The sequence below is a fragment of the Campylobacter sp. BCW_6461 genome (genome assembly GCF_001762735.1).
GTDB classification, from domain to species: domain Bacteria; phylum Campylobacterota; class Campylobacteria; order Campylobacterales; family Campylobacteraceae; genus Campylobacter_D; species Campylobacter_D jejuni.
Genome location: NZ_MJXJ01000007.1, coordinates 16,303 through 40,188, shown reverse-complemented (window position 1 = coordinate 40,188; position 23,886 = coordinate 16,303). Strand labels below are relative to the sequence as shown.

Genomic DNA, 23,886 nt, shown 5'->3' with positions numbered 1-23,886 from the left:
TATTTTAAATTATAGTATATTTTTTAAAATAATGTCGATTTAGTGTAATATATATTATAAATTAAGGAGAAAATATGCAAATTAACAATTCCTTAAATAGCTTAAGTCAATATGTTAAAGTCAACTTAAACGAAGAAAATCAAAACTCTAAAAATCAAGAACAAAATGCTTTAGCGCAAGATCCAGCTGTAGAGGTAAATATCAGCAAAGAAGCCAAAGAAAAATCAAATACTTCTAATCAAAACAATTCTCAAGCTCCAGCTCAAGCTTTAAACGCACAAAACAACACGCAACAAAATAGTAGTAGCAATAGTGAAGATAAACTTACAGAATTAACACAAAAGCTTGCAGAAATTCAAGCAAAAATTGTTGAACTAACTGCAAAAATGTCTAAAGCTAATGAGGATCAAATCAAAAGTATTGAAAGTCAAATAGCAACATTAAATGCCCAAGCTTCAACTATTCAAGCTCAAATTCAAGAACTCCAAAGTCAACAAGCTTGATTATATTTTTTCAAAAGTTTAAGAATGCTATAATGATGCATTTTTAAACTTTTTCAAGGAAAAATATGACTTATCTAGAAATCGAAGGCACAAATCATCTAAGCGGAAATGTTACAATAAGCGGGGCAAAAAATGCTGCCCTACCCTTGATCGTTTCAAGCATACTTGCCAAAAATGAAGTAAAAATCAACAATGTTCCTAATGTGGCTGATATAAAAACTCTTATATCTTTGCTAGAAAATTTAGGAGCTAAAGTCAATTTTCAAAACAATAGTGCTTTATTAAACACAAACACTCTTAATCAAACCATAGCTAAATATGACATTGTGCGTAAAATGCGTGCTTCCATACTTGCTCTAGGACCTTTACTTGCTCGTTTTGGGCATTGTGAAGTATCTTTGCCTGGTGGATGTGCCATAGGACAAAGACCTATTGATTTACATCTTTTAGCCTTGGAAAAAATGGGGGCAAATATACAAATTAAACAAGGCTATGTCGTAGCTAGTGGAAATTTAAAAGGCAATGAAATTCTTTTTGATAAAATCACGGTTACAGGTAGCGAAAACATCATCATGGCAGCAGCTTTAGCTAAAGGTAAAACCAAGCTCTTAAATGTTGCAAAAGAACCCGAAGTAGTTCAACTTTGCGAAGTTTTAAAAGACGCAGGACTTGAAATTAAAGGCATAGGTACAGATGAACTTGAAATTTATGGTAGCGATGGAGAACTTTTAGAATTTAAAGAATTTAGCGTTATACCTGATAGAATTGAGGCAGGAACTTATCTTTGTGCAGGGGCTATTACAAATTCTAAAATTACTTTAGATAAAGTTAACGCCACTCATCTTAGTGCAGTTTTAGCAAAACTTCATCAAATGGGTTTTGAAACTTTGATTGCAGAAGATAGTATCACCCTACTTCCTGCTAAAGAAATTAAACCTGTAGAAATCATGACAAGTGAATATCCAGGCTTTCCAACCGATATGCAAGCGCAGTTTATGGCACTAGCTTTAAAGGCTAATGGAACTAGCATTATCGATGAAAGACTATTTGAAAATCGCTTCATGCATGTAAGCGAACTCTTAAGAATGGGTGCAGATATTAAACTCAACGGTCATATTGCTACTATAGTAGGCGGAAAAGAACTTAACGCTGCTGATGTCATGGCTACAGATTTGCGTGCTTCTTCAGCCCTTATCTTAGCAGCTCTTGCAGCTAAAGGCACAAGCAAAGTCCATAGAATTTATCATCTTGATAGAGGTTATGAAAATTTAGAAGAAAAATTTAAAGGTTTAGGTGTTAAAATCACAAGGCTTGAAGAATGAAAAATATCTTTAAAACCTTAAAAGACTTAGAAAATCAAATTTCATGCTTAGATGAAAGTGAGCTTATTAGCCTTGAAAAAGCAAAGGATAGAATTTTAGCTAAAGATTTATACGCTAGAAAAAATTTACCTAGTTTTGACAATGCTGCTCTTGATGGCTATGCTTTTAATTATACTGATATCAATGAGGCTTTGGAGATTAAAGGGACTATTTTTGCAGGAGATAAAAATTTTTATACAGTTGCTAAGAATGAATGCTATAAAATCATGACAGGGGCTAAAATGCCCAAAAATGCTGATACTATCTTAATGTTAGAAGATGAGTATATAGAAGAAAATAAACTCATCATTAAAAAAGCCCCTAAACAATACAATGCCTATCGCTATAAAGGCGAAGAATTAAAAAAAGGTGAAATTTTACTTCAAAAAGGCACCAAACTTAATGATAAACATATCGCCCTGCTTGCTTCTCAAGGGCTTTATAAAATAGAAGTCATAAGAAAAATTCGCATAGGTATTTTTTCAAGTGGAAATGAGCTAAAAGAACCTTGGCAAGAATGCGATGAAGAAAGTATTTATAATGCTAATGCTTTGCCTTTACTAACCATGCTTCAAAATGCTTCTTATTTAGGTATTATCAAAGATAATTTTAAAAGCACTAAAGAGGCTTTAGAAAATACAAATTTTGATCTTTTAATCACTTCAGGAGGTGCAAGCGTTGGCGAGGCTGATTTTATGGAAAAAGCTTTAGATGAATTAGGCTTTACTCCGCTTTTTAAAGGACTAAAAGCACGCCCTGCAAGACCTACTAAGCTTTATAGAAAGGGTGAGAATTTCGTATTGATTTTACCAGGAAATCCCATGGCGGCCTATCTTTCTTGTTTTATTTTTGCTAAAAAAATTATTGCTTTATTAAGTGGAAACCTAGACAATCCTTTAACATTTTATGGCAAAATGGGTATGGATTTAAAGCTTAAAAGCGGAAGAAATAATCTCATCTTAGGAAATTTAGAAAAAGATATTTTTACACCATTTAATGAAAATAAATTTGGATCTGGTATGATACTTCCACTTATTAAAAGTGAATTTTTACTTATAAGTGAAGAAAATATAAGCAAATTAAAAAAAGGTGATGAAATCACGCTTTTAAAAATATAATGTTTGTGTTTTTCACAAACATTAGCTTAATTTATCCTCATCATCATGATCATGGATATATTGTTCATCATTTTCCAAGGTATCAACAAAACGCCCTATCCTTTCCCAGCGAACATTTTTATCTTTATCCCAAGAGAAATATACAAACCAAGGTTTACCTACTATCAACCTATAAGGAACAGAACCCCAAAAACGACTATCATAAGAATAATCGCGATTATCACCCATCATGAAATACTCATTTTCAGGCACATCAAAAACATAAGCATTTCCGCCGCTAAAACCTATATGATTTCCAAGTTCTTTAATATAAGTTGGAGACATAGCAAAATCACCTATGCTAAGAAAGCGTAAAATATCGCTTTCTATATCTTTTTTTGGATCATAATGAATACCTTTTTGTTTATAAGGTTCTTTTACATAAATTTGCCCTCCAAGAGTAACAAGATCATTCGGATAATGTTCTTTCATAAATTCATCACCCTCATGCATTCTTACATAAAGTGTTTTATTTGCATAAACTATCCTATCTCCTCCTGTGCCTACACAACGCTTTACAAAGTGTTCTTTTTCATTTCTAGGATTTCTAAAAACAACTATATCTCCTCTTTGTGACCCTTGTGCTTTTATCAAATGCCCATCTTTATTGAAATCTGGCAAAACAGGAATTTCCAACCAAGGAATATGAGGAGTTGGGATACCATAGCTAAATTTTTTAACAAATAAAAAATCCCCTACCAATAAGGTGTTTTTCATAGAACCAGAAGGAATAACAAAAGCTTGTATAAAGAAAAAAATCACCAAAAGAACAATAACTACAGTTCCAGTCCAAGACTGTGAAAATTTATATAATTTCTTTAAAATTTCCATAGATTTTCCCTAATTAAGTCTATTTTTAGCAGATTTAACTGTGTTTTCTAAAAGCATGGCTATAGTCATAGGACCTACTCCACCTGGAACAGGAGTTATATAACTAGATTTTTTAGATACCTCTTCAAAATCTACATCTCCTACTATCTTTCCACTTTCAAGACGATTGATTCCAACATCAATAACAATCACTCCTTCTTTTACCATATCCGATCGAAGTAAATTCACACAACCTGCTGCTACTATAATCAAATCAGCTTGCCTAGTATAAAGGCTCAAATCTTTGGTTTTAATATGACAAACGCTTACTGTAGCTCCAGCGTTTAAAAGCATAGTAGCCATAGGACGACCTACTATATTTGAAGCACCTATAATAACAGCGTCTTTTCCTTCTAAATCAATTTCATAAGCCTTCAAAAGCTTCATAACTCCAAGTGGAGTACAAGGCAAAAACCCACTTTCTAAGCCTAAATTTAAATATCCTACATTAATAGGATGAAAGCCATCAACATCTTTACTACTTATAATGCTTTCAAGTATTAAATCTTTACAAATATGATCAGGTAAGGGAAGTTGAACCAAAATTCCATGAACACTATCATCGTGATTTAAGGTATTAATCAATGCCAAAAGTTCATTTTGTGTAGTATTTTCATTAAGATGATAAACTAAAGATTTAATTCCACATTCTTCACAGGCTTTAGCCTTAGATTTTACATAAGTTTGACTTGCAGGATCATCTCCAACCAAGATAACAGCTAAACAGCTTTCAATCCCTTTGCTTTTCAAAAATTGATTTTTTTCTTTTAATTCTTCTTTGATTTTTGCGCTTAAAGCTTTACCATCAAGCAAAGTCATTATTTTCCTTCTATAAATTTAATCACTTTTTTAAAGTAAAAATTGTATCATATTAAAACTTCATTAACAAGGTGAAACTTTGAAAATTGTCTTAATGTTTTTTTTATTTAGTATCAGTCTTTTTGGTGCTGATTTTATCACTCTTAAAGAATACTCTAAAATGCTTTATGAAAATCCAAGGGGCATTAGTTGTAAAGAATGTCATGGAGCAAATGGAAGCGAACAAATTTTAGGATATTATATGAAAAATGGTATTAAAACAGCTTATAAAGTTCCAAGTATACAAAATCTTAGTTTTGAGAATTTTAAAAATTCTCTTAATCAGAGTAAAGACGCAAAATCAATCATGCCAAATTACTCTTTAACAAATGATGAAATTGTAACTTTATATAATTACATCAAGCAATTTAGCAAGGAAGAAAAATGACAAACAAAAAAGCTTTTAAAGAAGCGTGTAAATTCATCGCAGGTGGTGTAAATTCTCCAGTTCGTGCTTTTGCAAATGTTCAAAGTGAGCCAAAATTTATTTCTCATGGAAAAGGTGCTTATATTTTCGATATAGATGGAAATTCTTATATAGACTATGTTCAAAGCTGGGGGCCTTTACTTTTTGGACATTGCGATAAAGATATACAAAAAGCTTGTCAAAAAGCACTTCATAAAGGTTCAAGTTTTGGAGCTCCAACTTTATTAGAAACTGAACTTGCCAAGCTTGTTTTATCTGATTTTCCTCATTTAGAAAAGATCCGCTTTGTAAGCAGTGGAACAGAAGCAACCATGAGTGCTATTCGTCTTGCCCGTGGTTTTACTAAAAAAGATAAAATTTTAAAATTTGAAGGATGTTATCACGGGCATTCTGATTCATTATTAGTGAGTGCAGGAAGTGGTGCTGCTACTTTTAACTCTCCTAGTTCTTTGGGTGTTTTAGAAGATGTAGCTAAACACACTTTAGTAGCTAAATATAATGATATAAATAGCGTTAAAGAGCTTTTTGAAAAAAATAAAGATATTGCATGTGTTATCATTGAGCCTATTGCTGGAAATATGGGGTTAGTTCCAGCTAAACAAGATTTTTTAGAAGAACTTGCTAAGATCTGTAAAAACAATCAAACTCTGCTGATTTTTGATGAAGTAATGAGTGGATATAGAGCATCTTACCTTGGTTCCTATGGAATCAATCATATCCAAGCAGATATAATTACTTTTGGTAAGGTAATAGGAGGCGGTCTACCTGCAGCAGCATTTGCTTCTAGAGCTGAAATTATGGATATTTTAAGTCCTTTGGGTGGAGTTTATCAAGCAGGAACTTTAAGTGGAAATCCTTTAGCAATGGCTGCAGGTATAGCAAGTCTTACAAAAGCCAAAAAGAAAACCAAGCTTTATGACAAACTTGGAAAATTAGCAAAAAAACTTACCCAAGGAATGAAAAAATTAGCAGATGAAAAAGGACTTCCACTGCAAGTTTGTCATGTAGGTTCTATGTTTGGATACTTTTTCACCAAAGATCCTGTATCAAACTACCAAGATGCATTAAAATCCGATCTAGCATTATTTTCAAAATTTCACAAAAATATGCTTGAAAATGGAATTTATTTAGCACCTTCTCAATTTGAAACAGGCTTTATATGTTCAAAAATGGATGATAAAATTATAGATACAACACTAGAGGCTGTTAGGGAAAGCTTTAAAAGAATATGAGCAATATTTTAAAAGAAGAAAAAAATCACTTAGAAAATTCCAACAGCAAAAGACAAAAAATCATTCGCAAAACTCTTGAAGCTGCGGATGGTTTAAGTCTTGGTATCTCTATGGTTGTTGCTGTATTTATAGGTGTGGGAATAGGATATTTACTTAAAAAATTTACTCCTTATCCTTGGCTTTTTTGGCTTGGAGTTTTTTGGGGGATCAGTGCTGCTATACTTAATGTTTACAAAGCTTATAAAGTTCAAGTAAAAAGCTATGAAGAATTTAAAGAAAGAGATGAGTTGATCAAAGAAAAAATTCAAAAAGAAAAGAACAAATAATGGAACATAAAAAAGCTCTATTTTGTATTTTTGCCATTATTCATTTATTTTTTTGGATCATATTTTCATCGTTAAATCATTTTAAATTAGATACATTTTTAAGCTATGAAATAGCTTTTTTTAGTGTTTTATTGATTATTTTTGCTTCTTATTTAAATTATAAAAAAGTCATTATAAAAAAATCAAAAAATTATGAAAAAGATTTTAATTTCATTTCATCACTTTTTATCAAAAAAAAACAAAATTTATCAAAAATTATTCATTTTAAAGTTCTAAAAGACGATTTAAAGCCAAATGTTAAAGAGAAAATCCATTTTTTTGCTATGTTTTTTACTCTCTTTAAATTGATGGCTTATGTAGTATTGGTTGCTGGATTTTTATTTTTACATCGCCAAGATAAATTAGATATCTTTGCTTATATTTGTGGAATTTCATCCTTGCTAGTTTGTGTGTTTATTTTTATTTTATATATAAAAAAGTATGAGTCCAAAAAAAATTATTAAATCAATGACAGCACTTTTTGCTGGTATGGCATTTTTATTTGCAGGTAATGCCTTGATAGTAAGCTCTATAGGTGTTATATTAAAAGAAAACGGAGAAAGTTCTTTAGCTGTTGGAGTAGTAAGTTCTTGTTTTTTTGTAGGCGCTCTTATTGGAACCATCAGTGCTCATAAAATTATTTCTCGTATAGGTCATATACGCTCTTTTGGGCTATTTGGTGCTATTTTTGGAATTTCAGCTATGCTTCATACAGTAAGCGAAAATCTTATTTTTTGGGCTGTTTTAAGATTTTTCATAGGAATTTGCTACTATGGACTTTTAATGGTCATAGAATCATGGCTTAATGAAAAAAGCAAAAATGCCATTCGATCTAGAATTTTAGGTTTTTATGAAATTGTTTTTTATCTTGCGTTTGGTATTGGAGTTTTAATCATAGCGTTAAATTTAAGCAAACATAGTGTATTTATCCTCAGTGCAACTTTAATTTTACTTTCATCTTTACCTTTAAATCTAATTAAAATCAAAGAACCTGTTTTACCCGCATCAAGTCCTATTTCTATGCCTAAAATTTTTGATATAGCTCCTTTAGCTATCGTCACAAGCTTTATAGCCGGAATGCTTATAAATGGCTTTTTTTCTATGGCATCTTTATTTATACTTTTGCAAGGTTTTGATACAAAAGCGGTTTCTTATTTTATATTTTGTGGGGTTTTAGGTGGTTTTATTGCACAAACCATCATAGGAACTATTTCAGACAAACTTGGTCGCAAATTTGCCATTATCACTTGTGCAAGTATAGGATTTATCACTATGCTTATATTTATCTTTTTTAAACTTCATTTATATATGCAATATTTTTTAGGAATTACTCTTGGTATAGGAATATTTTGCTTATATGCTTTAGCACTTGCTAGAGCAAATGATGTTTTAGTAAGCAAAAATAAAGGTGTAGAGTTAGGTCGTGGGGTTCTTTTTTGTTATTCTTTGGGCTCTTTGTTTGGCCCTTTAATTTTAGGTTTTTTAATGCAATATTTTGAAATCAAAGGTTTTATATGGTTTTATATAGTTTCTTTAGCATTTTTAATTCTTTTTGCTATCAATAAACCAAATATTTTAAATAAAAAATTTAAGAAAAAGCCTGGAAATATGGTGATATTTGATGATTAATACTCAACTAGCAAGTCAAATTGCCAATACGCAAAAAAATGATTTAAAAGTAGATAACTCTGCTTCAAAAGATAAAACAAATTTAAAAGACAATCCAAAAGAAGCACTTGCACAAGCTTTAAAGCAAAATTTAGGTTTAAGCAAGGACGCTAGTAGTGAGGAAATACTAGCAAAATTTGTTCAAAATGAAACAGGTACCAAATTAAAAGAACTTGTTAATAAACTTTTAGATCAAATCAATGCTCAAAAAAATCCCGATTCCCCTGTACTTAAACAAGGAAAAAATTTAAATTTAGCTCCTAATTTTGCTAATGAATTAAAAATCTTAAGTACAGAACTTGCAAAAAGTGATACTTTTACACAAGTTTTAGACAGATTAAATCAAATTTTAAAACCTGCCAGTGAAATAAAAAACAATAACTTAGCTCCTTTGTTTAAAAATTCAGGCGTATTTTTAGAAGCTAAGTTAAAAGATGCCCTAAACGAAGAATTACTACCCAAAAGTTTTCACTCTCTTTTAAGTACAATCAAAGGTCTTAGTAGCGAAAAACTAAGCGTTCAGATAGCCCAGCTTGCAAATACAAATTTAAGCCCAAAAGACACTTTAAAAGAATTAAAAAATATTATTAATTCTAGCAAAAATGAAAATAAGCAAATTTTAAATCAAAGTTCTTTTAAAGCACTTTTAAATTTAAGTTCTAAATTGGAAAATTTTAAAAATTATATAAGTAAAAATCCCAGTCATGCTCAAGAAAAAATCACCCCTATAGCTAATAAAATTTTAAAAGAATTAAATTCCATCAAAAATGATTTTTTCAAAGCTCTTAATAAGCCAGAAAATTTAATGATAAAAGATCCAAACATCCTTAAGCAAACTGCTACCGCCTTTGAAAAACTTGAAAATACTTTAAAAAATATACTAGGCAATCAAGCTTCTAAAATACAAGATAAAGAAAATATTTTAGAAAATCTTTTAAGTAACAAAGAAAATATCAAAGAAGAAAAACTTAATCATAACACAAAAAACCAAGATGAAGAAAAATATATAAAAGTATCAAAAGAAGAAACTCTCGCAGATGATGCTAAAACCGATATTAAGCAAGATGTAAAAAACGAAGAAAATTTACCTAAAAAAGAAGTTAATGCAAATTTAGATTCTAGCACAAAAACTCACGAAGAAAATATCAAAGAAAATCCAAAATTTTATGAAACAAAAACAGAAAACAAAACTTCAATCAATACAAATACCAACACTTCAAATCCTAACACAAACAATACGCAAAATTTAAATAATACTCAAAATATTCAATCTAACAATAACCAAACTATGCAAAATATTTTTAAAAATCAGGAATTTATAAAACAAAATATTGTAAAAAATTTAGCATTTAATGTAGAAAATTTAGATCTAGAACAAGTGCAAGATTTAAGTAAAAATTTAAGCAATCTTTCTCGTAGACTTAATGAAAGCTTAAAAGAACTTGAACCCTATACTCAAAATGCCAAGCTTAATCAAGCAGAACTTAAAAATCTCGAACACAAACTCAATCTTTCTATCAAAGATCTAGCACAAATTAAACCAAAAACAGAACAAGATATAGCTGAATCTTTACATCATGATGTAAAATCAACACTTTTGCAAATTTCAAATTTGGCTAAAAATGAAGGCAATGAAGCTGTATACAATCAAGCTAATCGTCTTTTAGCGCAAATTGAAATCAATCAGCTTATGTCTTTAGCTAATGATTCTATCAATACTTATCTGCCTTTTTCTTGGGATGATTTAAATGATTCTAAAATTATGTTTAGACGCGGAAAAAAGGACAAATTTTTTGCTCAGATTAAACTCGAATTTGCAAAACTTGGGGATTTAGAAATTCTTATTTCTTTAAATAATGAAAAATATATAGATATTAATATTATGGCAGAAAATATTGAATTTAGAAAAACCATCTATGAAAATGCCCATGAGCTTAAAAGAAATATCAATAAAGCAGGACTTTTAAGTGCAAATTTCTTTGTAGGTGATATCATAAGAAGTAAATTTGATACTAGAAATATGAAAAATTTAGATCTTGAAATGGGTATGGATAAAAAAGTATGAGCAAAATCAAAAGATCGATTAAAAAAGCTGTAGCTCTAGGCTATCAAAAAGAAAAAAACTCTGCACCAAAAGTACTTGCAAGTGGCAAAGGCGAAAGTGCTGCTAAAATTATTTCTTTAGCCAAGGAACACGGAGTTCCTATTAAAGAAGATGAAGATTTAATAGAAATTTTAAGCAAGCTTGACTTAGGTGATGAAATTCCACCTAATATGTATAAAGCTGTAGCTGAAGTTTTTGCCTTTATCTATCAAATGGCAAATAAAACTCCTAAAAACTAATCCGCTATTTTTTCTCCAAATTTAATACCCTGCCCTACTTTTAAATTAAAAGTTAAAAGTCCTTTTTGAGAGATTAAAACTATAGTAGAACCTAGCTCAAAATTTCCTAGTTCTTCGCCTTTTTTGAAATTTAAATTTTCATATTTTCTAGTAAAATTATGAGAAATTTTAGCATTGGTTTGTATGCTTGCATCAAAATTAAAACGCATTTTTCCTACATTTTGCGCTCCTACAAAAACAAGCCAAAAAATACCTTTTTCATTTTGACATTTCAAGCTCACTCTTTCATTTTTTACATATAAATTACTAATGCGTTCTAAATGTTTTTCATTTACGCTATAAAGCACTCCACTTGTGTAAGTTGCACTTAAAATTTGCATATCACAAGGGCTGTGATAACGATGATAATCTTTTGGAGAAAGATAAATATTGACATAATCAAGCCCATTTTTAAGCTCATCTTTTTCAAAGCTATCTTTTAAAAGCTCCTCAATGCTATAAGTATGTCCTTTTATAGAAAAAGCAAAATGTTCTTCATTTGCCAAAAAAGTACTTCCACACTCTAAAATTTTACCATCACTTGGACTGATAAAACCTTCTTCAAGCTTTCTTGGAATTTGCAAAGTTCTTGTAAAAAGAGCATTTAAACTCTCGTATTCACAAGAGCTTTTAAATTCACTCATATCGATATTAAAATACTTAACATAATTTTCATTAATAACTTTTTGTATCATTTTAGGAAATTTAATCCCCGCTACAAAACCAAAAAGTCTCGAACTTTCTTTTGAAAAACTCATTTTTTTCCTTTTAAATTTAAAATCACTATTTCACTCGGAGCAAAAACTCTAAGACTTGGCCCCCAAAATCCTGCTCCACTACTCACATAAAGCTTAGTTTTTTCTCCTAAATCATAAAGCCCATGAACAAAACCTTGCTGAAGTTTAACTAAAAACATAAAAGGGAAAATTTGCCCTCCATGTGTATGCCCACTTAAAACAAGATCAAAATCACTTAAATCATAAAGCAAAGCTGTTTTAGGTTGATGTGTGAGTAAAATACTAGCTTTACTTGTATTTAAATCCACTTTTATTCTTGCTAAATCAGGAGCATATAAACCCCTATCAAGTCCGGCTAAATCTCCAAGTCCAGCAATATTTATAAAACCTAAATCTAAATTTTGATTGACTAAAATTTTCATATTAGTATGTTTTCTAAGCAAATCCAAAACTTCATTGATACCATGATAATACTCATGATTTCCCAAAGCATAAAAAGTTCCGTAAGTGGAGTTAAAATCATTAAGTTTTGAGATGTAATTTTTTAAATCTTTAGGATTAGTATCAATCAGATCCCCTACTATTACAACCATATCAGGACTTTGCAAATTCACTTTAGTGATGAGCTTGTCTAAAAAATTTTCATGCAAATTTTTACCCAAATGTATATCAGTAAGCATGACAATTTTTAAATCTTTTTTAAGATTTGGTATTTCAACATCAACACTCTTTACTTCAGGTGTTTTTAGAGCATTATTTATACTTACATAAATTAAAAACACACTTAAAACTATAAGAGAAAGTTCAAAAATCAAACGCAAAATAAGATTATATGTTTTATCTCTTTTACCCATAAGAGCTAAAATCAATTTAACAAAATCCCATGCTAAAGTCATAAAAAACAAACAATAAGTCGGCGCATAAAACATGGCTAAAATTTCATACCAAGTATCACTTAAATATTCATCTCTACGAAATATTAAAAACACAGCTTGAGCTAAAAAAAGCACAATAAAAATAAAGGAAAAAATTTTATAAAAATACTTAAAAAGAGTAATTTTCTTGATTAATCTTTTATAAATATAAACATTTGCTAAGCCAAAAATTAATAACACAATGAAAGAAAAAATTAAAAATATCATAAAAGTATTATAACCAAGTAAAATTAAATATCCGTATAAATTTTTCTGTTATAATAAGCTTTTAAATAATTTTAAAGGCTATAAGATGTACCGTTTTGCACCTTCTCCCACAGGTGATATGCACATAGGAAATTTACGCGCAGCAATTTTTAATTATATCTGTGCAAGACAAAAAAATATGGATTTTATCTTACGTATTGAAGATACTGATAAGGCTAGAAATATAGCAGGAAAAGAAGAAGAAATCAAAGAAATTTTAAATCTTTTTAGTATTTCATGGCAGCATTACTATATACAAAGTGAAAATTTAAAATTCCATCGCCAAATGGCTTTAAAACTTGTAAGCGAAAAAAAAGCTTTTGCTTGTTTTTGCACCGAAGAAGAACTTGAAGCAAAAAAAGAGCTGGCTAAAAAACAAGGTAAAGCTTATCGCTACGATGGCACTTGTGAAAAACTAGCCGATATTGATGTTTTAGAATGTGAAAAACCCTTTGTTATCCGTCTTAAAAAACCTACTCATACTATGAAATTTACTGATTTTATCAAAGGCGAGCTTAGTTTTGAGCCTGAAAACATAGACTCTTTTGTGATTATGAGAACGGATAAAACTCCAACTTATAATTTTGCTTGTGCGGTTGATGATATGCTTGAAAATGTCACTTGTATTATACGCGGAGAAGATCATGTTTCAAACACTCCAAAACAAGAACATATCCGCGCAAGCTTAGGTTATAATAAAGCCATGACTTATGCACACTTGCCTATCATTTTAAACGAAGAAGGTGTTAAAATGAGTAAAAGAGAAGCACATTCTTCTGTAAAATGGCTACTTGAAAGTGGAATTTTACCTAGCGCAATCGCAAATTATCTGATCATGCTAGGCAATAAAACTCCTTGTGAAATTTTTACCTTAGAAAAGGCTATAAAATGGTTTGATATTTCTAAAGTTTCAAAAGCTCCCGCAAGATTTGATCTTAAAAAACTTTTGCAAATTAATCGCGAACATATCAAAATGATAAAAGATGATGAGCTTAATAAAATTTTAGATTTAAACAAAGATCTTGCACCACTTGCTAAATTTTACACTCAAGAAGCAAGTACTATAAAAGAACTTAAAGAAAAAATGCAAGCTATTTTTAACGCAAAAAATTTTGGCGAGTTTGAAACAGAATGTAAAATTTTAAAAGAACTCTTAAAAGATATTGAACTTTTTGAAAATTATGAAGATTTTAAAAATGAACTTTTAAATAAAAGCAACTTAAAAGGTAAAAAATTTTTCATGCCTTTAAGGATAATTTTAACAGGAAATATCCACGGACCTGAGCTTAGTGATCTTTATCCTTATATTAAAAATTTTATTCACGAATTAGCAAGGATTTAACTATGGTTATAGACTCTTTTATTATTTCTATTTTTCAAGTACTTCAAATTGTCATTAACATTTATACTTGGATTATTATCATCACAGCACTTTTAAGCTGGGTAAACCCTGATCCTTATAATCCCATAGTGCAAATTTTATATAAATTAAGTTATCCTGCTTACACCTTAGTTAGAAAAATTCCAACACGCATTGGCAATATTGATCTTGCGCCTTTGATTATAGTCTTAGCATTGCAGTTTCTTGGCATTTTTCTTGGGAATATCTTAAGGAGTATATTGTGATAAAAAAAATACTCGTTTTTTTATTTATTTTTTCAAGTTTAAATGCTACACAATATAGTATAGAAAAACTCAAAAAGGAAGAAAATTCACTTGCTAAAGATTATTATATTTATAGGCTTTTAGAAAAAAATAAAATCAGTAAAAAAGATGCACAGGATTTAAATTCTCATATTTTTCGCTATATAGGAAAAATTAAATCCGAACTTGAAAAAATCATCCCTTTAAAGCCTTATATCAACCCAAAATATGCTAAATGCTATACCTATACAGCAAATACTATCTTAGATGCAAATTTAACTTGTCAAAGTGTGCGCTTAAATTCATTGGTTTTTATAGCGAGTCTAAATTCCAAAGACCGAACTACTTTAGCTCAAACCTTTAAAAATCAAAGACCTGATTTGACAAATTTATTGCTAGCTTTTAATACTTCTGATCCTATGAGCTATATAGTACAAAAAGAAGATATTAATGGTTTTTTTAAACTTTATAATTATTCTAAAAAATACGACTTAGATTTAAATACAAGTTTAGTCAATAAACTACCAAACCACATTGGTTTTAAAGATTTTGCACAAAATATTATTATTAAAAAAGAAAATCCAAAATTTAGATATTCTATGCTAGAAATAAATCCTGAAAATGTAAGTGAAGATTCTGCTTTCTATTTAGGAGTCAATGCCTTAACTTATGATAAAACAGAGCTTGCTTATGACTTTTTTAAAAAGGCGGCACAAAGTTTTAAATCGCAAAGTAATAAAGACAATGCTATATTTTGGATGTGGTTGATTAAAAACAATGAAGAAGATTTAAAAACTTTATCGCAAAGTTCTTCTTTAAATATTTATAGTCTTTACGCAAAAGAACTTACTAACACACCTTTTCCAAAGATAGAAAGCCTTAATCCAAGCAAGAAAAAAAATAATTTTAATATGCAAGATCCTTTTGCTTGGCAAAAAATAAACAAACAAATTCGCGATGCTAACGCAAGTCAACTAGATGTCTTGGCAAAAGAATTTGACACACAAGAAACCTTGCCTATTTATGCTTACATATTAGAACACAAAAATAATTTTAAAAAACATTATTTTATAATGCCTTATTATGACAATATAAAAGACTATAACAAAACAAGACAAGCTTTAATTTTGGCTATTGCCAGACAAGAAAGTCGTTTTATTCCAACTGCTATTTCAGTTTCTTATGCTTTAGGCATGATGCAATTTATGCCATTTTTAGCCAATCACATAGGGGAAAAAGAATTAAAAATTCCAAATTTCGATCAAGATTTTATGTTTAAACCTGAAATAGCATATTACTTTGGAAACTATCATCTAAATTACCTTGAATCACGTTTAAAATCTCCACTTTTTGTCGCTTATGCTTATAATGGCGGTATAGGATTTACTAACCGTATGCTTGCAAGAAATGATATGTTTAAGACAGGCAAATTTGAACCTTTCTTGTCTATGGAGCTAGTTCCTTATCAAGAAAGCCGAATTTACGGAAAAAAAGTTCTAGCTAATTATATTGTGTATCGACATCTTCTGAACGATAGTATAAAGATTTCGGATATTTTTGAAAATTTAATTCAAAACAAGGCAAATGATCTAAACAAATCTTAGCTACAAGCTTAGTCTCTTCCTTGACACTAGGAAGAGATACTTTAAAATAATCAGTATAGTTGTTTTGTATTATATATTTTAAATACTCATCATCTAATTTTTCAATATTGGCTTTTTTATTATTGATAAAAACTTCTAAATTTTGAATTTTTAATGTATTTGGGGTAAAAGACAAGGCCAATATATCATCTTTACTTGTCTTATCTAGGATTGGGTTTAAATAAGACATGGTTATAATGGCATTAATCTTATCTTGTGTGATTTTATATTTTTGAGTAAACATTAAAGTTTGAGATTTTAAATTTGTATCCACAATCGCCTGATCTTTTAAAGAACAAGCTCCAAGCAAAAAAGCACCTAAAATTACACTATAAATTTTCATTCTTTTTCCATATTTTTTAGTATTATTGTAGCCTTTTAACCCTATTTTTTGGTTTAAAAAGATATAATTTTACAAAAAAATTAAGAGTATATTTTATGAAACAACTTATCATGGCTTTTAGCGGACCTTCAAATTCAGGTAAAACTACACTTATTACCAAAATAGCTAATAATTTTTTGCAACAAAATTTAAAAGTTTTAATCATTAAACATGATCCTGCCGATAAAGCTCAATTTGATTTTAACGGTAAAGATAGTTTTAAATTTTTTCAAAGTGGGGCTGAAGTCATGGTTTTAAGCCCTACGAGAACAACTTTTTTTTCTCATAAAAATAGAGATATTTTAAAAGCTTTAAAATTAGCACCCAATTTTGACATTTGTTTGGTTGAAGGATTAAAAACTCTTGATTTACCACGCATTAGCGTATTTTGTAAAGAAATTGATGAAAGTTATTTTACTTTTTCAAACGCTATTGCAAGCTATGAAAAAATTTCTCACCCTTATCTTACTTGGCTTGATTTAAACGATATACAAGCTATTTGCCAATACATACTTAAAAATGCTAAAAATTTACAAGGAGAATTATAAAATGCAAGAAGTGATTTCTTATATACAAAAAGCGGTTTTAGAAATTTCTAACGCTTTAAAATTTCCCGATACAAGCTACAGTCAAAATCAAAATTTTACAGGCGATACCCAACTCAAATTTGATGTTTTAAGCGATGAAATCATCACAAAAACTCTAAGTCAATGTTCAAGCATTAAAGCCATCATAAGTGAAGAAAAAGACGAAATTTTAACGCTTAACGAGAGGGCAAATTTTATCGTAGCTTATGATCCTTTAGATGGTTCTAGCTTAATGGATGTTAATTTTGCCATAGGTTCTATTTTTGCTATCTATGAAGAAAAAGCAAATGCTAAAAATTTAAGAGCTGCACTTTATAGTATGTATGGAGCACGCTTAGAACTTGTGATTTGCAAAGATCAGCCAAAACTTTATCGCTTAAATGCAAATAATGAATTTATTTTTATAAAAGATCTTAAAATGAATGAAAAAGGCAAGATTAATGCTACAGGCGGAACGCAAAAATTTTGGGAAGAAAAACACGCTAAATTTATCAAAAATCTTTTTGATGAAGGCTATCGCTTAAGATATTCTGGAGCCATGGTAAGCGATATCAATCAAATTTTATTAAAAGGGGGTGGGATTTTTAGTTATCCTGCAACACAAGATGCACCTAATGGTAAACTTCGCGCCTTTTTTGAAGTTTTTCCTCTAGCCTTTATCATAGAAAAAGCAGGCGGAAAAACTACAAATGGAAAAAACCGCTCTTTACTTGAACTTGAATTTGATAAAATCCATGCGACAACTCCTTGTTTTTTTGGATCAGAATATGAAATTTCAAAACTTTTAAAGGCTTACAATGAATGAAATTAGAGATGAATTTGAGCAAGATATGGATAAAAAAAAAGAAATTTTACTTTCATGTCAAAACTCAAAAAACCTAAACTCTTGTTATAATTGCGATGAAATTTTTAACTGCCAAACTAGAAAAAATTATGTTGATGCAGTCTATAACAGTATGTCTAAGGGTAAAACCGAAGGCGGATTTGACTTTTAAAGGAAAAAAATGCGTTATATTACAACACCAATTTATTATGTAAATGATGTGCCTCATTTAGGTCATGCTTATACTACCATCATAGCCGATACTTTAGCAAGATTTTATCGTTTGCAAGGACATGAAACAAGATTTCTAACAGGAACAGATGAGCATGGACAAAAAATCGAAGAAGCTGCCAAACTAAGAAATTCCACTCCTCAAGAATACGCTGATAAAATCAGTTTTGAATTTAAAAAATTATGGGATGAATTTGAAATCACCTATGATATTTACGCAAGAACAACTGATACAAGGCATATTGAATTTGTTAAAGCTATGTTTTTAAAAATGTGGCAAAAAGGTGATATTTATAAAGATGAATACGAAGGACACTATTGTATTTCTTGTGAAAGCTTTTTTACTCAAAGTCAGCTTATCAATGATTGTTCTTGTCCAGATTGTGGCAAACAAACTAGAATTTTAAAAGAAGAAAGCTATTTTTTCAAACTTTCAAAATATCAAGATAAAATTTTACAATGGTATGAAGAAAAAGATCCCATCTTGCCAAAAAACAAAAAAAACGAACTTATAAATTTTGTCCAAAACGGCCTTAAAGATCTTTCCATTACAAGAACAAGTTTTGATTGGGGGATTAAACTGCCTCAAGAAATTAATGATGATAAACATATTGTTTATGTATGGCTTGATGCACTTTTTATCTATGTAAGCTCACTTGATTTTCAAAGCAAGGGAGAAAATACTAAATTTTGGCCTGCGCATGTGCATTTAGTAGGAAAAGATATCTTGCGTTTTCATGCCATTTATTGGCCAGCTTTTTTAATGAGCGTAGATTTACCTTTGCCAAAATTTATAGGTGCACATGGCTGGTGGACTAAAGAAGGTGAAAAAATGAGCAAATCTAAAGGCAATGTTGTAAAACCTAAAGAAGTGGTTGATGCTTATGGAAGCGAAGCTTTTAGATATTTCTTGCTTAGAGAAGTACCTTTTGGTAATGATGGGGATTTTAGCGAAAATATGCTGATAAATCGTATCAATGCAGAGCTTAGCAATGAATTTGGAAATTTACTTAATCGCATTATAGGTATGAGTACAAAATATTCTCAAGGAAATATTTCAAAAGAAGGTGTTTTAAAATTTTACAATGCCGAACTAAATCAAGCAAAAGAACACTTAAATTTAGCGGTAGAATTTTTAGAAAACTTACAGTGTAATCGTTATTTAGAAGAACTTTTTAAAGCCTTAAGTGTGGCAAATTTAGCCATTAGTAAATACGAACCTTGGAATTTAATCAAAGAAAACAAACACGAACAAGCTAATGCTTTAGTAGCACTTTGTGCAAATATTTTAGCCAAAACAAGCCTTTTATTAAGCCCTACTCTACCAAAGTCTTGTCAAAAGGTGGCCTTAGCTTTAAATTTTGAAATTTCATCTACAAATTATGCAAAAATGATACTTGATAATAAACTTTTAGATTTTAAAGCAAATCCTTGCGAAGCTTTATTTCCAAAAGTAGAAAAAGCTCTTTTAAAACAAGAAATTAAAGAAGAACCTAAAAAAGAAGAAAGTCCTAAAATAAAAATCGATGATTTTGCAAAAATTGAAATCAAAGTTGCTAAGGTGCTTGATTGTCAAAATATAAAAGGAAGCGAAAAACTTTTGAAATTTCAACTCGAACTTGACGATAAAGAAATCCGTCAAGTACTCTCAGGCATAGCAAAACACTATAAAGCCAGTGATTTAATCGGTAAACAAGTTTGCATTATAAGCAATCTTAAAAAAGCTAAAATTTTTGGACATGAAAGCGATGGTATGATACTTTCTGCAAAAAGCGGAGATAAGCTTGTTTTAATCACCCCTGAACAACTTGTACAAAACGGTTCTTTAGTGGGTTAAAATATGCAAATTAGCAATTTAGGCGAACTTTTAAACGCGATACTCATTCATGAAGGTAGCGTTTTAAGCGCGGAAGGTTTTGCCATAAATTTAAACGAACTTAAAGCAGGCTTTGCATTCTTTAATAACGATAAAAAAGAAATTACCCAAGCTGTAAAAAAAGGTGCTTATGCTATAATTACAGAAAATGACATTACTATTGAAGATAAAGATATTTTTTACTTTAGAGTAGAAAATCTAGAACAAGCTCTTGTAAGATTTTTACGCTTTTTTTGTGAAGATAAAGAATGTGAATTTTTGCTTTTTAAATCTTACGAACTAAGTCTTTGCAAGGCTTTTTATTTTAACATTTTAAAAGGAAATATTTTTGCTGATTTTGAAAAACTAATCAAAGCAAAAAAGGGTGAAATTTTTTGCTACTGTGAAGAAAATTACTTAAATAAACTTTGTGCCTATTCTCATAGTCTAAAAGATGCTAATTTTACCTTATTATCGCGATCTAGCTTCTTTTTTACAACTTTGATTTGTGAAAATTTATATTTTAAAAATCTTAATTTGCCTTTTTTTTACGCAAATAGTTTTGCAAAAATTATTTCTTTTTTAAAAGAAAAAAATCAAAAAATAATATTTGACTTTAATAAGATTGATGATTTTAAAATTTATTTTATTGATGATAAATTTGAAATCACTCCTTTTGGTTCAAGCTCTCAAGCGTTTATTGTAAGCAACAACCAAAATACCTTTGAATTCTGGAAAGAAAAATTTAAAAACATAAAAGACTTTAAAATTGCTTCTAAAAATTCTTTATTTTGCGATTTTTCCTATAATCAGCTTTCAGATTTAAGAAAATTAAAAAATTTTAAATATTGTTTAATTCTTGAAAATTATGATATTTTTGAACAAGAATTTGAAAACAAAGAAAATCAAACCCCAAGCTTATTTTAAATTCACTCCTTCATTTTCAAGCAAAAATCTTTTTATTTCAAGCCCTCCATTATATCCTCCTATACCATTGCTTGCAATAACTCTATGACAAGGTATAAAAATAGGAATTTGATTTTTAGAATTTGCATTTCCAACAGCTCTAAAAGCTTTTGGATAATTAATTTTTTCTGCTATATCTTTATAAGTAGCTATTTTGCCATAAGGAATTTCCATTAAAGCCTTATAAACCTTTGATTCAAAATCCGTACCTTGTATCAAAACAGGAATGCTAAATTTTCTAAGCTTATGAGTAAAATATAAATCAAGTTCATATTTTGCTAAGTCAAGCAAACTACATTTTTTTTCTGATCTTTTATTATCACAAAAATCGACTCTAGTTAAAAATTTTCCATCACTATGTAAAGATAGGTAACATAAAGGCATTTTATAATAAACTTTAAACATTTTTTATCCTTCAAAGAGCTACAATTATAATAAAAAATATTTAAGGAGTAGAAAATGTCTTTTATACAAGAATACAATAAACTTGTTGAAGAAAGAGCCGCTTTGGGTATACCACCCCTTCCTTTAAATGCAAATCAAACTAGAGAACTTTGTAAATTACTTGAAAATGAAAATAATGAAGAGCTTGCAAATCTTTTAGAAAATAGAGTAAATCCTGGTGTTGATGATGCAGCTTTAGTAAAATGTGAATTTTTAGATTCCATACTTAAAGGCAAAATCAGTGCTCCAAATATAGACAAAAAAAGAGCCTTAAGAATGCTTGGAACTATGCTAGGCGGATATAATGTTAAAGTTTTAATCGATGCCTTAAAAGATGAAAACATAGCCAAAGATGCTGCAGAAGTGTTGAAAAATATTATTTTTGTACATGATAATTTCCATACCATAGCTGAACTTAGCAAAAACAATCCACACGCTAAGGAAGTTTTACAAAGCTGGGCAAATGCGGACTGGTTTAATAAAAAAGAAAAACTACCACAAGTGATTAAATGTATAGTTTTTAAAGTAGCAGGGGAAACAAATACCGATGATCTAAGCCCTGCAGGAGATGCTTTTACAAGAAGCGATATTCCTTTACATGCAAATGCCATGCTAAAGGTAAGACAAACAGGATCCTTAGAAAAAATCAAAGAGCTTAAAAAAAGCGGTCGCGAAGTGGTTTATGTAGGTGATGTTGTAGGAACAGGTTCAAGTAGAAAATCGGCAATAAATTCCATACAATGGCACTTAGGAAAAGAAATAGAAGGTGTGCCAAACAAGCACAGCGGTGGTATAGTAATGGGTTCAACCATAGCACCGATTTTCTTTAACACTGCTCAAGATAGCGGGGCTTTACCTATCATCTGTGATGTAACAAACTTAGAAATGGGCGATGAGTTTGAAATTCATCCTTATGATGGAAAAATCATAAAAAATGGCTCTGCAATCGCAGAATTTACACTCAGTCCAAACACTCTCTTAGATGAAGTTAGAGCAGGAGGAAGAATCCCACTTATCATAGGTCGTGGGCTTTGTACTAAGGCTAGAGAATTTTTAGGAATGGAAAGCGAAAATATCTTTACCAAACCTGAACAACCTAAATCTTCAAGCGGTGGTTATACCTTGGCTCAAAAAATGCTAGGTCGTGCCTGTGGAGTTGAAGGTGTGCGTCCAGGTATGTATATAGAACCTATAACTTTAACCGTAGGCTCTCAAGATACCACAGGTCCTATGACTAGAGATGAAATTAAAGAACTTGCAAGCCTAGGTTTTAATGCAGACTTTGTTATGCAAAGCTTTTGCCATACAGCTGCGTATCCAAAAGTAAGCGATTCAAATTTACATAAAACCTTGCCCAATTTCATGACAAGTCGTGGTGGGGTAAGTTTAAAACCAGGTGATGGAGTTATCCACTCTTGGCTTAATCGTTTTGTATTGCCAGATACCGTAGGAACGGGTGGGGATTCTCACACACGCTTTCCTATAGGAATTTCTTTCCCTGCAGGAAGCGGACTTGTAGCTTTTGCTGCAGTTACTGGTTCTATGCCTTTAAATGTCCCTGAAAGTGTTTTAGTACGTTTTAGTGGAGAATTGCAAGCCGGAGTTACCCTAAGAGATTTGGTTAATGCTATACCTTATTATGCAATCAAACAAGGACAACTTACCGTTGAAAAGAAAAATAAGAAAAATATTTTTGCAGGAAAAATTTTAGAAATAGAAGGCTTGCCAAACTTAAAAGTCGAACAAGCTTTTGAACTTAGTGATGCAAGTGCTGAAAGATCTGCAGCTGCTTGTAGTGTAGATTTAAGCATAGAAAGTGTAAGCGAATATATCAAATCCAATATTTCTTTAATTGAAGCTATGATAGAAGCAGGATATGAGAATAAAGCTACCCTTGCTAGAAGGGCTGAAAAAATGAGAGAATGGCTTAAAAACCCTACTCTTTTAAGAGCAGATAAAGATGCAAAATACGCTTATATTATAGATATTAATCTTAATGACATTAAAGAGCCAATCCTAGCTTGTCCAAATGACCCTGATGATGTGGCAACCTTAAGCGAAATTTTAGCCGATAATAAGCGTCCAAAAAATATAGATGAAGTTTTTGTAGGTTCTTGTATGACAAACATAGGACATTATAGAGCTTTGGGAGAAATTTTAAAAGATAAAGGCATACTTAAAACCAGACTTTGGGTAGTGCCTCCAACAAAAATGGATAAAGCACAACTTATTAATGAAGGTTATTACAGCATCTTTGGCGCAGCAGGTGCTAGAATAGAAGTTCCTGGTTGTTCTTTGTGTATGGGTAATCAAGCTAGAGTAAATGATGGAGCTGTAGTTTTCTCAACTTCTACAAGAAATTTTGACAACCGTATGGGAATGGGTGCTAAAGTATATTTAGGCAGTGCAGAACTTGCGGCAGTTTGTGCGATTTTGGGTAAAATTCCAAGCAAGGAAGAATACTTACAAATTGTTAGCGAAAAACTAAGTGATGAGCATAAGGCAAATATCTATAGATATTTAAATTTTAATGAGATTGAAAATTTCAAACTTGAAAATTAATTCAAATT

At 30.2% G+C, this 23,886-nt stretch carries 25 protein-coding genes; 19 read left to right on the top strand and 6 right to left on the bottom strand.

Annotation, left to right across the window (positions count from 1 at the left end; translation table 11 throughout):
• Positions 1 to 74 precede the first annotated feature (74 nt).
• The 3 genes from fspA1 to AJ882_RS00590 all read left to right on the top strand — a co-directional run bounded on the left by fspA1 (position 75) and on the right by AJ882_RS00590 (position 2,982).
• Positions 75 to 503 (top strand): flagellum-secreted nonflagellar protein FspA1, encoded by a 429-nt coding sequence (gene fspA1 / locus AJ882_RS00600; protein ID WP_011049794.1) that lies wholly within the window; start codon positions 75 to 77, stop codon positions 501 to 503.
• A gap of 65 nt (positions 504 to 568) precedes the next feature.
• A complete protein-coding gene (murA, locus tag AJ882_RS00595; RefSeq protein ID WP_070279625.1) occupies positions 569 to 1,825 on the top strand; it encodes a UDP-N-acetylglucosamine 1-carboxyvinyltransferase in 1,257 nt (418 codons plus the stop codon).
• Positions 1,822 to 2,982 (top strand): molybdopterin molybdotransferase MoeA, encoded by a 1,161-nt coding sequence (locus AJ882_RS00590; protein WP_002906009.1) that lies wholly within the window; start codon positions 1,822 to 1,824, stop codon positions 2,980 to 2,982. The genes murA and AJ882_RS00590 overlap by 4 nt, the downstream gene beginning before the upstream one ends.
• Before the next feature lie 21 nt (positions 2,983 to 3,003).
• Here AJ882_RS00590 and lepB read toward each other — a convergent pair whose 3' ends face one another.
• Positions 3,004 to 3,852: a signal peptidase I gene (gene lepB / locus AJ882_RS00585; RefSeq protein WP_002867474.1), complete on the bottom strand. Its 849-nt coding sequence runs from the start codon at positions 3,850 to 3,852 to the stop codon at positions 3,004 to 3,006.
• Between the two features lie 9 nt (positions 3,853 to 3,861).
• Entirely contained in the window at positions 3,862 to 4,710 is an 849-nt protein-coding gene (gene folD, locus AJ882_RS00580) for a bifunctional methylenetetrahydrofolate dehydrogenase/methenyltetrahydrofolate cyclohydrolase FolD (RefSeq protein WP_002867475.1), read from the bottom strand.
• Between the two features lie 79 nt (positions 4,711 to 4,789).
• Here folD and AJ882_RS00575 point away from each other — a divergent pair, with 79 nt between their 5' ends.
• From AJ882_RS00575 to AJ882_RS00545, 7 genes are read left to right on the top strand one after another with little or no spacing between them, the layout of a single operon-like run.
• Positions 4,790 to 5,137, top strand: coding sequence for a c-type cytochrome (locus AJ882_RS00575; RefSeq protein WP_002858771.1), 348 nt, complete (start codon positions 4,790 to 4,792; stop codon positions 5,135 to 5,137).
• A complete protein-coding gene (hemL, locus tag AJ882_RS00570) occupies positions 5,134 to 6,408 on the top strand; it encodes a glutamate-1-semialdehyde 2,1-aminomutase (RefSeq protein WP_002860511.1) in 1,275 nt (424 codons plus the stop codon). Before AJ882_RS00575 ends, hemL begins: the two co-directional genes overlap by 4 nt.
• A complete protein-coding gene (locus AJ882_RS00565; protein ID WP_002852414.1) occupies positions 6,405 to 6,734 on the top strand; it encodes an AtpZ/AtpI family protein in 330 nt (109 codons plus the stop codon). The genes hemL and AJ882_RS00565 overlap by 4 nt, the downstream gene beginning before the upstream one ends.
• The gene (locus AJ882_RS00560) at positions 6,734 to 7,237 is read left to right on the top strand and encodes a membrane protein (protein WP_002868148.1); all 504 of its coding nucleotides are present in this window, start codon (positions 6,734 to 6,736) and stop codon (positions 7,235 to 7,237) included. Before AJ882_RS00565 ends, AJ882_RS00560 begins: the two co-directional genes overlap by 1 nt.
• A complete protein-coding gene (locus AJ882_RS00555; protein ID WP_002879612.1) occupies positions 7,215 to 8,402 on the top strand; it encodes an MFS transporter in 1,188 nt (395 codons plus the stop codon). Before AJ882_RS00560 ends, AJ882_RS00555 begins: the two co-directional genes overlap by 23 nt.
• Positions 8,395 to 10,506, top strand: coding sequence for a flagellar hook-length control protein FliK (locus AJ882_RS00550; protein ID WP_011049793.1), 2,112 nt, complete (start codon positions 8,395 to 8,397; stop codon positions 10,504 to 10,506). Before AJ882_RS00555 ends, AJ882_RS00550 begins: the two co-directional genes overlap by 8 nt.
• Entirely contained in the window at positions 10,503 to 10,784 is a 282-nt protein-coding gene (locus AJ882_RS00545) for a FlhB-like flagellar biosynthesis protein (protein WP_002852641.1), read from the top strand. Before AJ882_RS00550 ends, AJ882_RS00545 begins: the two co-directional genes overlap by 4 nt.
• On the opposite strand, the gene AJ882_RS00540 is transcribed toward AJ882_RS00545, so the two are convergent.
• Together AJ882_RS00540 and AJ882_RS00535 are read right to left on the bottom strand one after the other, a co-directional pair.
• Entirely contained in the window at positions 10,781 to 11,581 is an 801-nt protein-coding gene (locus AJ882_RS00540; RefSeq protein ID WP_011049792.1) for a phosphatidylserine decarboxylase, read from the bottom strand. The genes AJ882_RS00545 and AJ882_RS00540 overlap by 4 nt on opposite strands.
• Positions 11,578 to 12,702 carry a metallophosphoesterase gene (locus AJ882_RS00535; RefSeq protein ID WP_002859523.1) on the bottom strand — a complete coding sequence of 375 codons (1,125 nt, stop codon included), beginning with the start codon at positions 12,700 to 12,702 and terminating at the stop codon, positions 11,578 to 11,580. Before AJ882_RS00535 ends, AJ882_RS00540 begins: the two co-directional genes overlap by 4 nt.
• A gap of 85 nt (positions 12,703 to 12,787) precedes the next feature.
• Here AJ882_RS00535 and gltX point away from each other — a divergent pair, with 85 nt between their 5' ends.
• Genes gltX through AJ882_RS00520 form a run of 3 tightly spaced genes read left to right on the top strand, consistent with a single transcriptional unit; the run spans position 12,788 to position 15,989 of the window.
• Positions 12,788 to 14,083, top strand: a complete 1,296-nt coding sequence (gltX, locus tag AJ882_RS00530) for a glutamate--tRNA ligase (RefSeq protein WP_002860506.1) — start codon at positions 12,788 to 12,790, stop codon at positions 14,081 to 14,083.
• A gap of 2 nt (positions 14,084 to 14,085) precedes the next feature.
• A complete protein-coding gene (locus tag AJ882_RS00525; protein WP_002872847.1) occupies positions 14,086 to 14,367 on the top strand; it encodes a YggT family protein in 282 nt (93 codons plus the stop codon).
• Positions 14,364 to 15,989 (top strand): lytic transglycosylase domain-containing protein, encoded by a 1,626-nt coding sequence (locus tag AJ882_RS00520; protein ID WP_083261801.1) that lies wholly within the window; start codon positions 14,364 to 14,366, stop codon positions 15,987 to 15,989. Before AJ882_RS00525 ends, AJ882_RS00520 begins: the two co-directional genes overlap by 4 nt.
• Here the strand turns inward: AJ882_RS00520 and AJ882_RS00515 are convergent.
• Positions 15,886 to 16,371 (bottom strand): hypothetical protein, encoded by a 486-nt coding sequence (locus AJ882_RS00515; RefSeq protein WP_002882325.1) that lies wholly within the window; start codon positions 16,369 to 16,371, stop codon positions 15,886 to 15,888. The genes AJ882_RS00520 and AJ882_RS00515 overlap by 104 nt on opposite strands.
• A gap of 95 nt (positions 16,372 to 16,466) precedes the next feature.
• Between AJ882_RS00515 and mobB the strand changes: the two genes are divergently transcribed.
• From mobB to AJ882_RS00490, 5 genes are read left to right on the top strand one after another with little or no spacing between them, the layout of a single operon-like run.
• On the top strand, positions 16,467 to 16,958 hold the full coding sequence (gene mobB, locus AJ882_RS00510) for a molybdopterin-guanine dinucleotide biosynthesis protein B (RefSeq protein ID WP_002867480.1): 492 nt from the start codon (positions 16,467 to 16,469) through the stop codon (positions 16,956 to 16,958).
• Between the two features lies 1 nt (position 16,959).
• Positions 16,960 to 17,802, top strand: coding sequence for a class 1 fructose-bisphosphatase (locus AJ882_RS00505; protein WP_002867481.1), 843 nt, complete (start codon positions 16,960 to 16,962; stop codon positions 17,800 to 17,802).
• Complete coding sequence (locus AJ882_RS00500) at positions 17,795 to 17,992, top strand: hypothetical protein (protein WP_002882327.1); 198 nt, start codon at positions 17,795 to 17,797, stop codon at positions 17,990 to 17,992. The genes AJ882_RS00505 and AJ882_RS00500 overlap by 8 nt, the downstream gene beginning before the upstream one ends.
• A gap of 9 nt (positions 17,993 to 18,001) precedes the next feature.
• The gene (gene metG, locus AJ882_RS00495; RefSeq protein ID WP_011049791.1) at positions 18,002 to 19,888 is read left to right on the top strand and encodes a methionine--tRNA ligase; all 1,887 of its coding nucleotides are present in this window, start codon (positions 18,002 to 18,004) and stop codon (positions 19,886 to 19,888) included.
• 3 nt (positions 19,889 to 19,891) lie between these two features.
• A complete protein-coding gene (locus AJ882_RS00490) occupies positions 19,892 to 20,833 on the top strand; it encodes a hypothetical protein (RefSeq protein WP_014517243.1) in 942 nt (313 codons plus the stop codon).
• Here the strand turns inward: AJ882_RS00490 and AJ882_RS00485 are convergent.
• The gene (locus AJ882_RS00485) at positions 20,825 to 21,277 is read right to left on the bottom strand and encodes a methylated-DNA--[protein]-cysteine S-methyltransferase (protein ID WP_011049789.1); all 453 of its coding nucleotides are present in this window, start codon (positions 21,275 to 21,277) and stop codon (positions 20,825 to 20,827) included. The two genes, AJ882_RS00490 and AJ882_RS00485, sit on opposite strands and share 9 nt — an antisense overlap.
• Before the next feature lie 54 nt (positions 21,278 to 21,331).
• On the opposite strand from AJ882_RS00485, the gene AJ882_RS00480 reads away from it, so the two are divergent.
• The gene (locus tag AJ882_RS00480) at positions 21,332 to 23,878 is read left to right on the top strand and encodes a bifunctional aconitate hydratase 2/2-methylisocitrate dehydratase (RefSeq protein WP_002888633.1); all 2,547 of its coding nucleotides are present in this window, start codon (positions 21,332 to 21,334) and stop codon (positions 23,876 to 23,878) included.
• Positions 23,879 to 23,886: the final 8 nt, after the last annotated feature.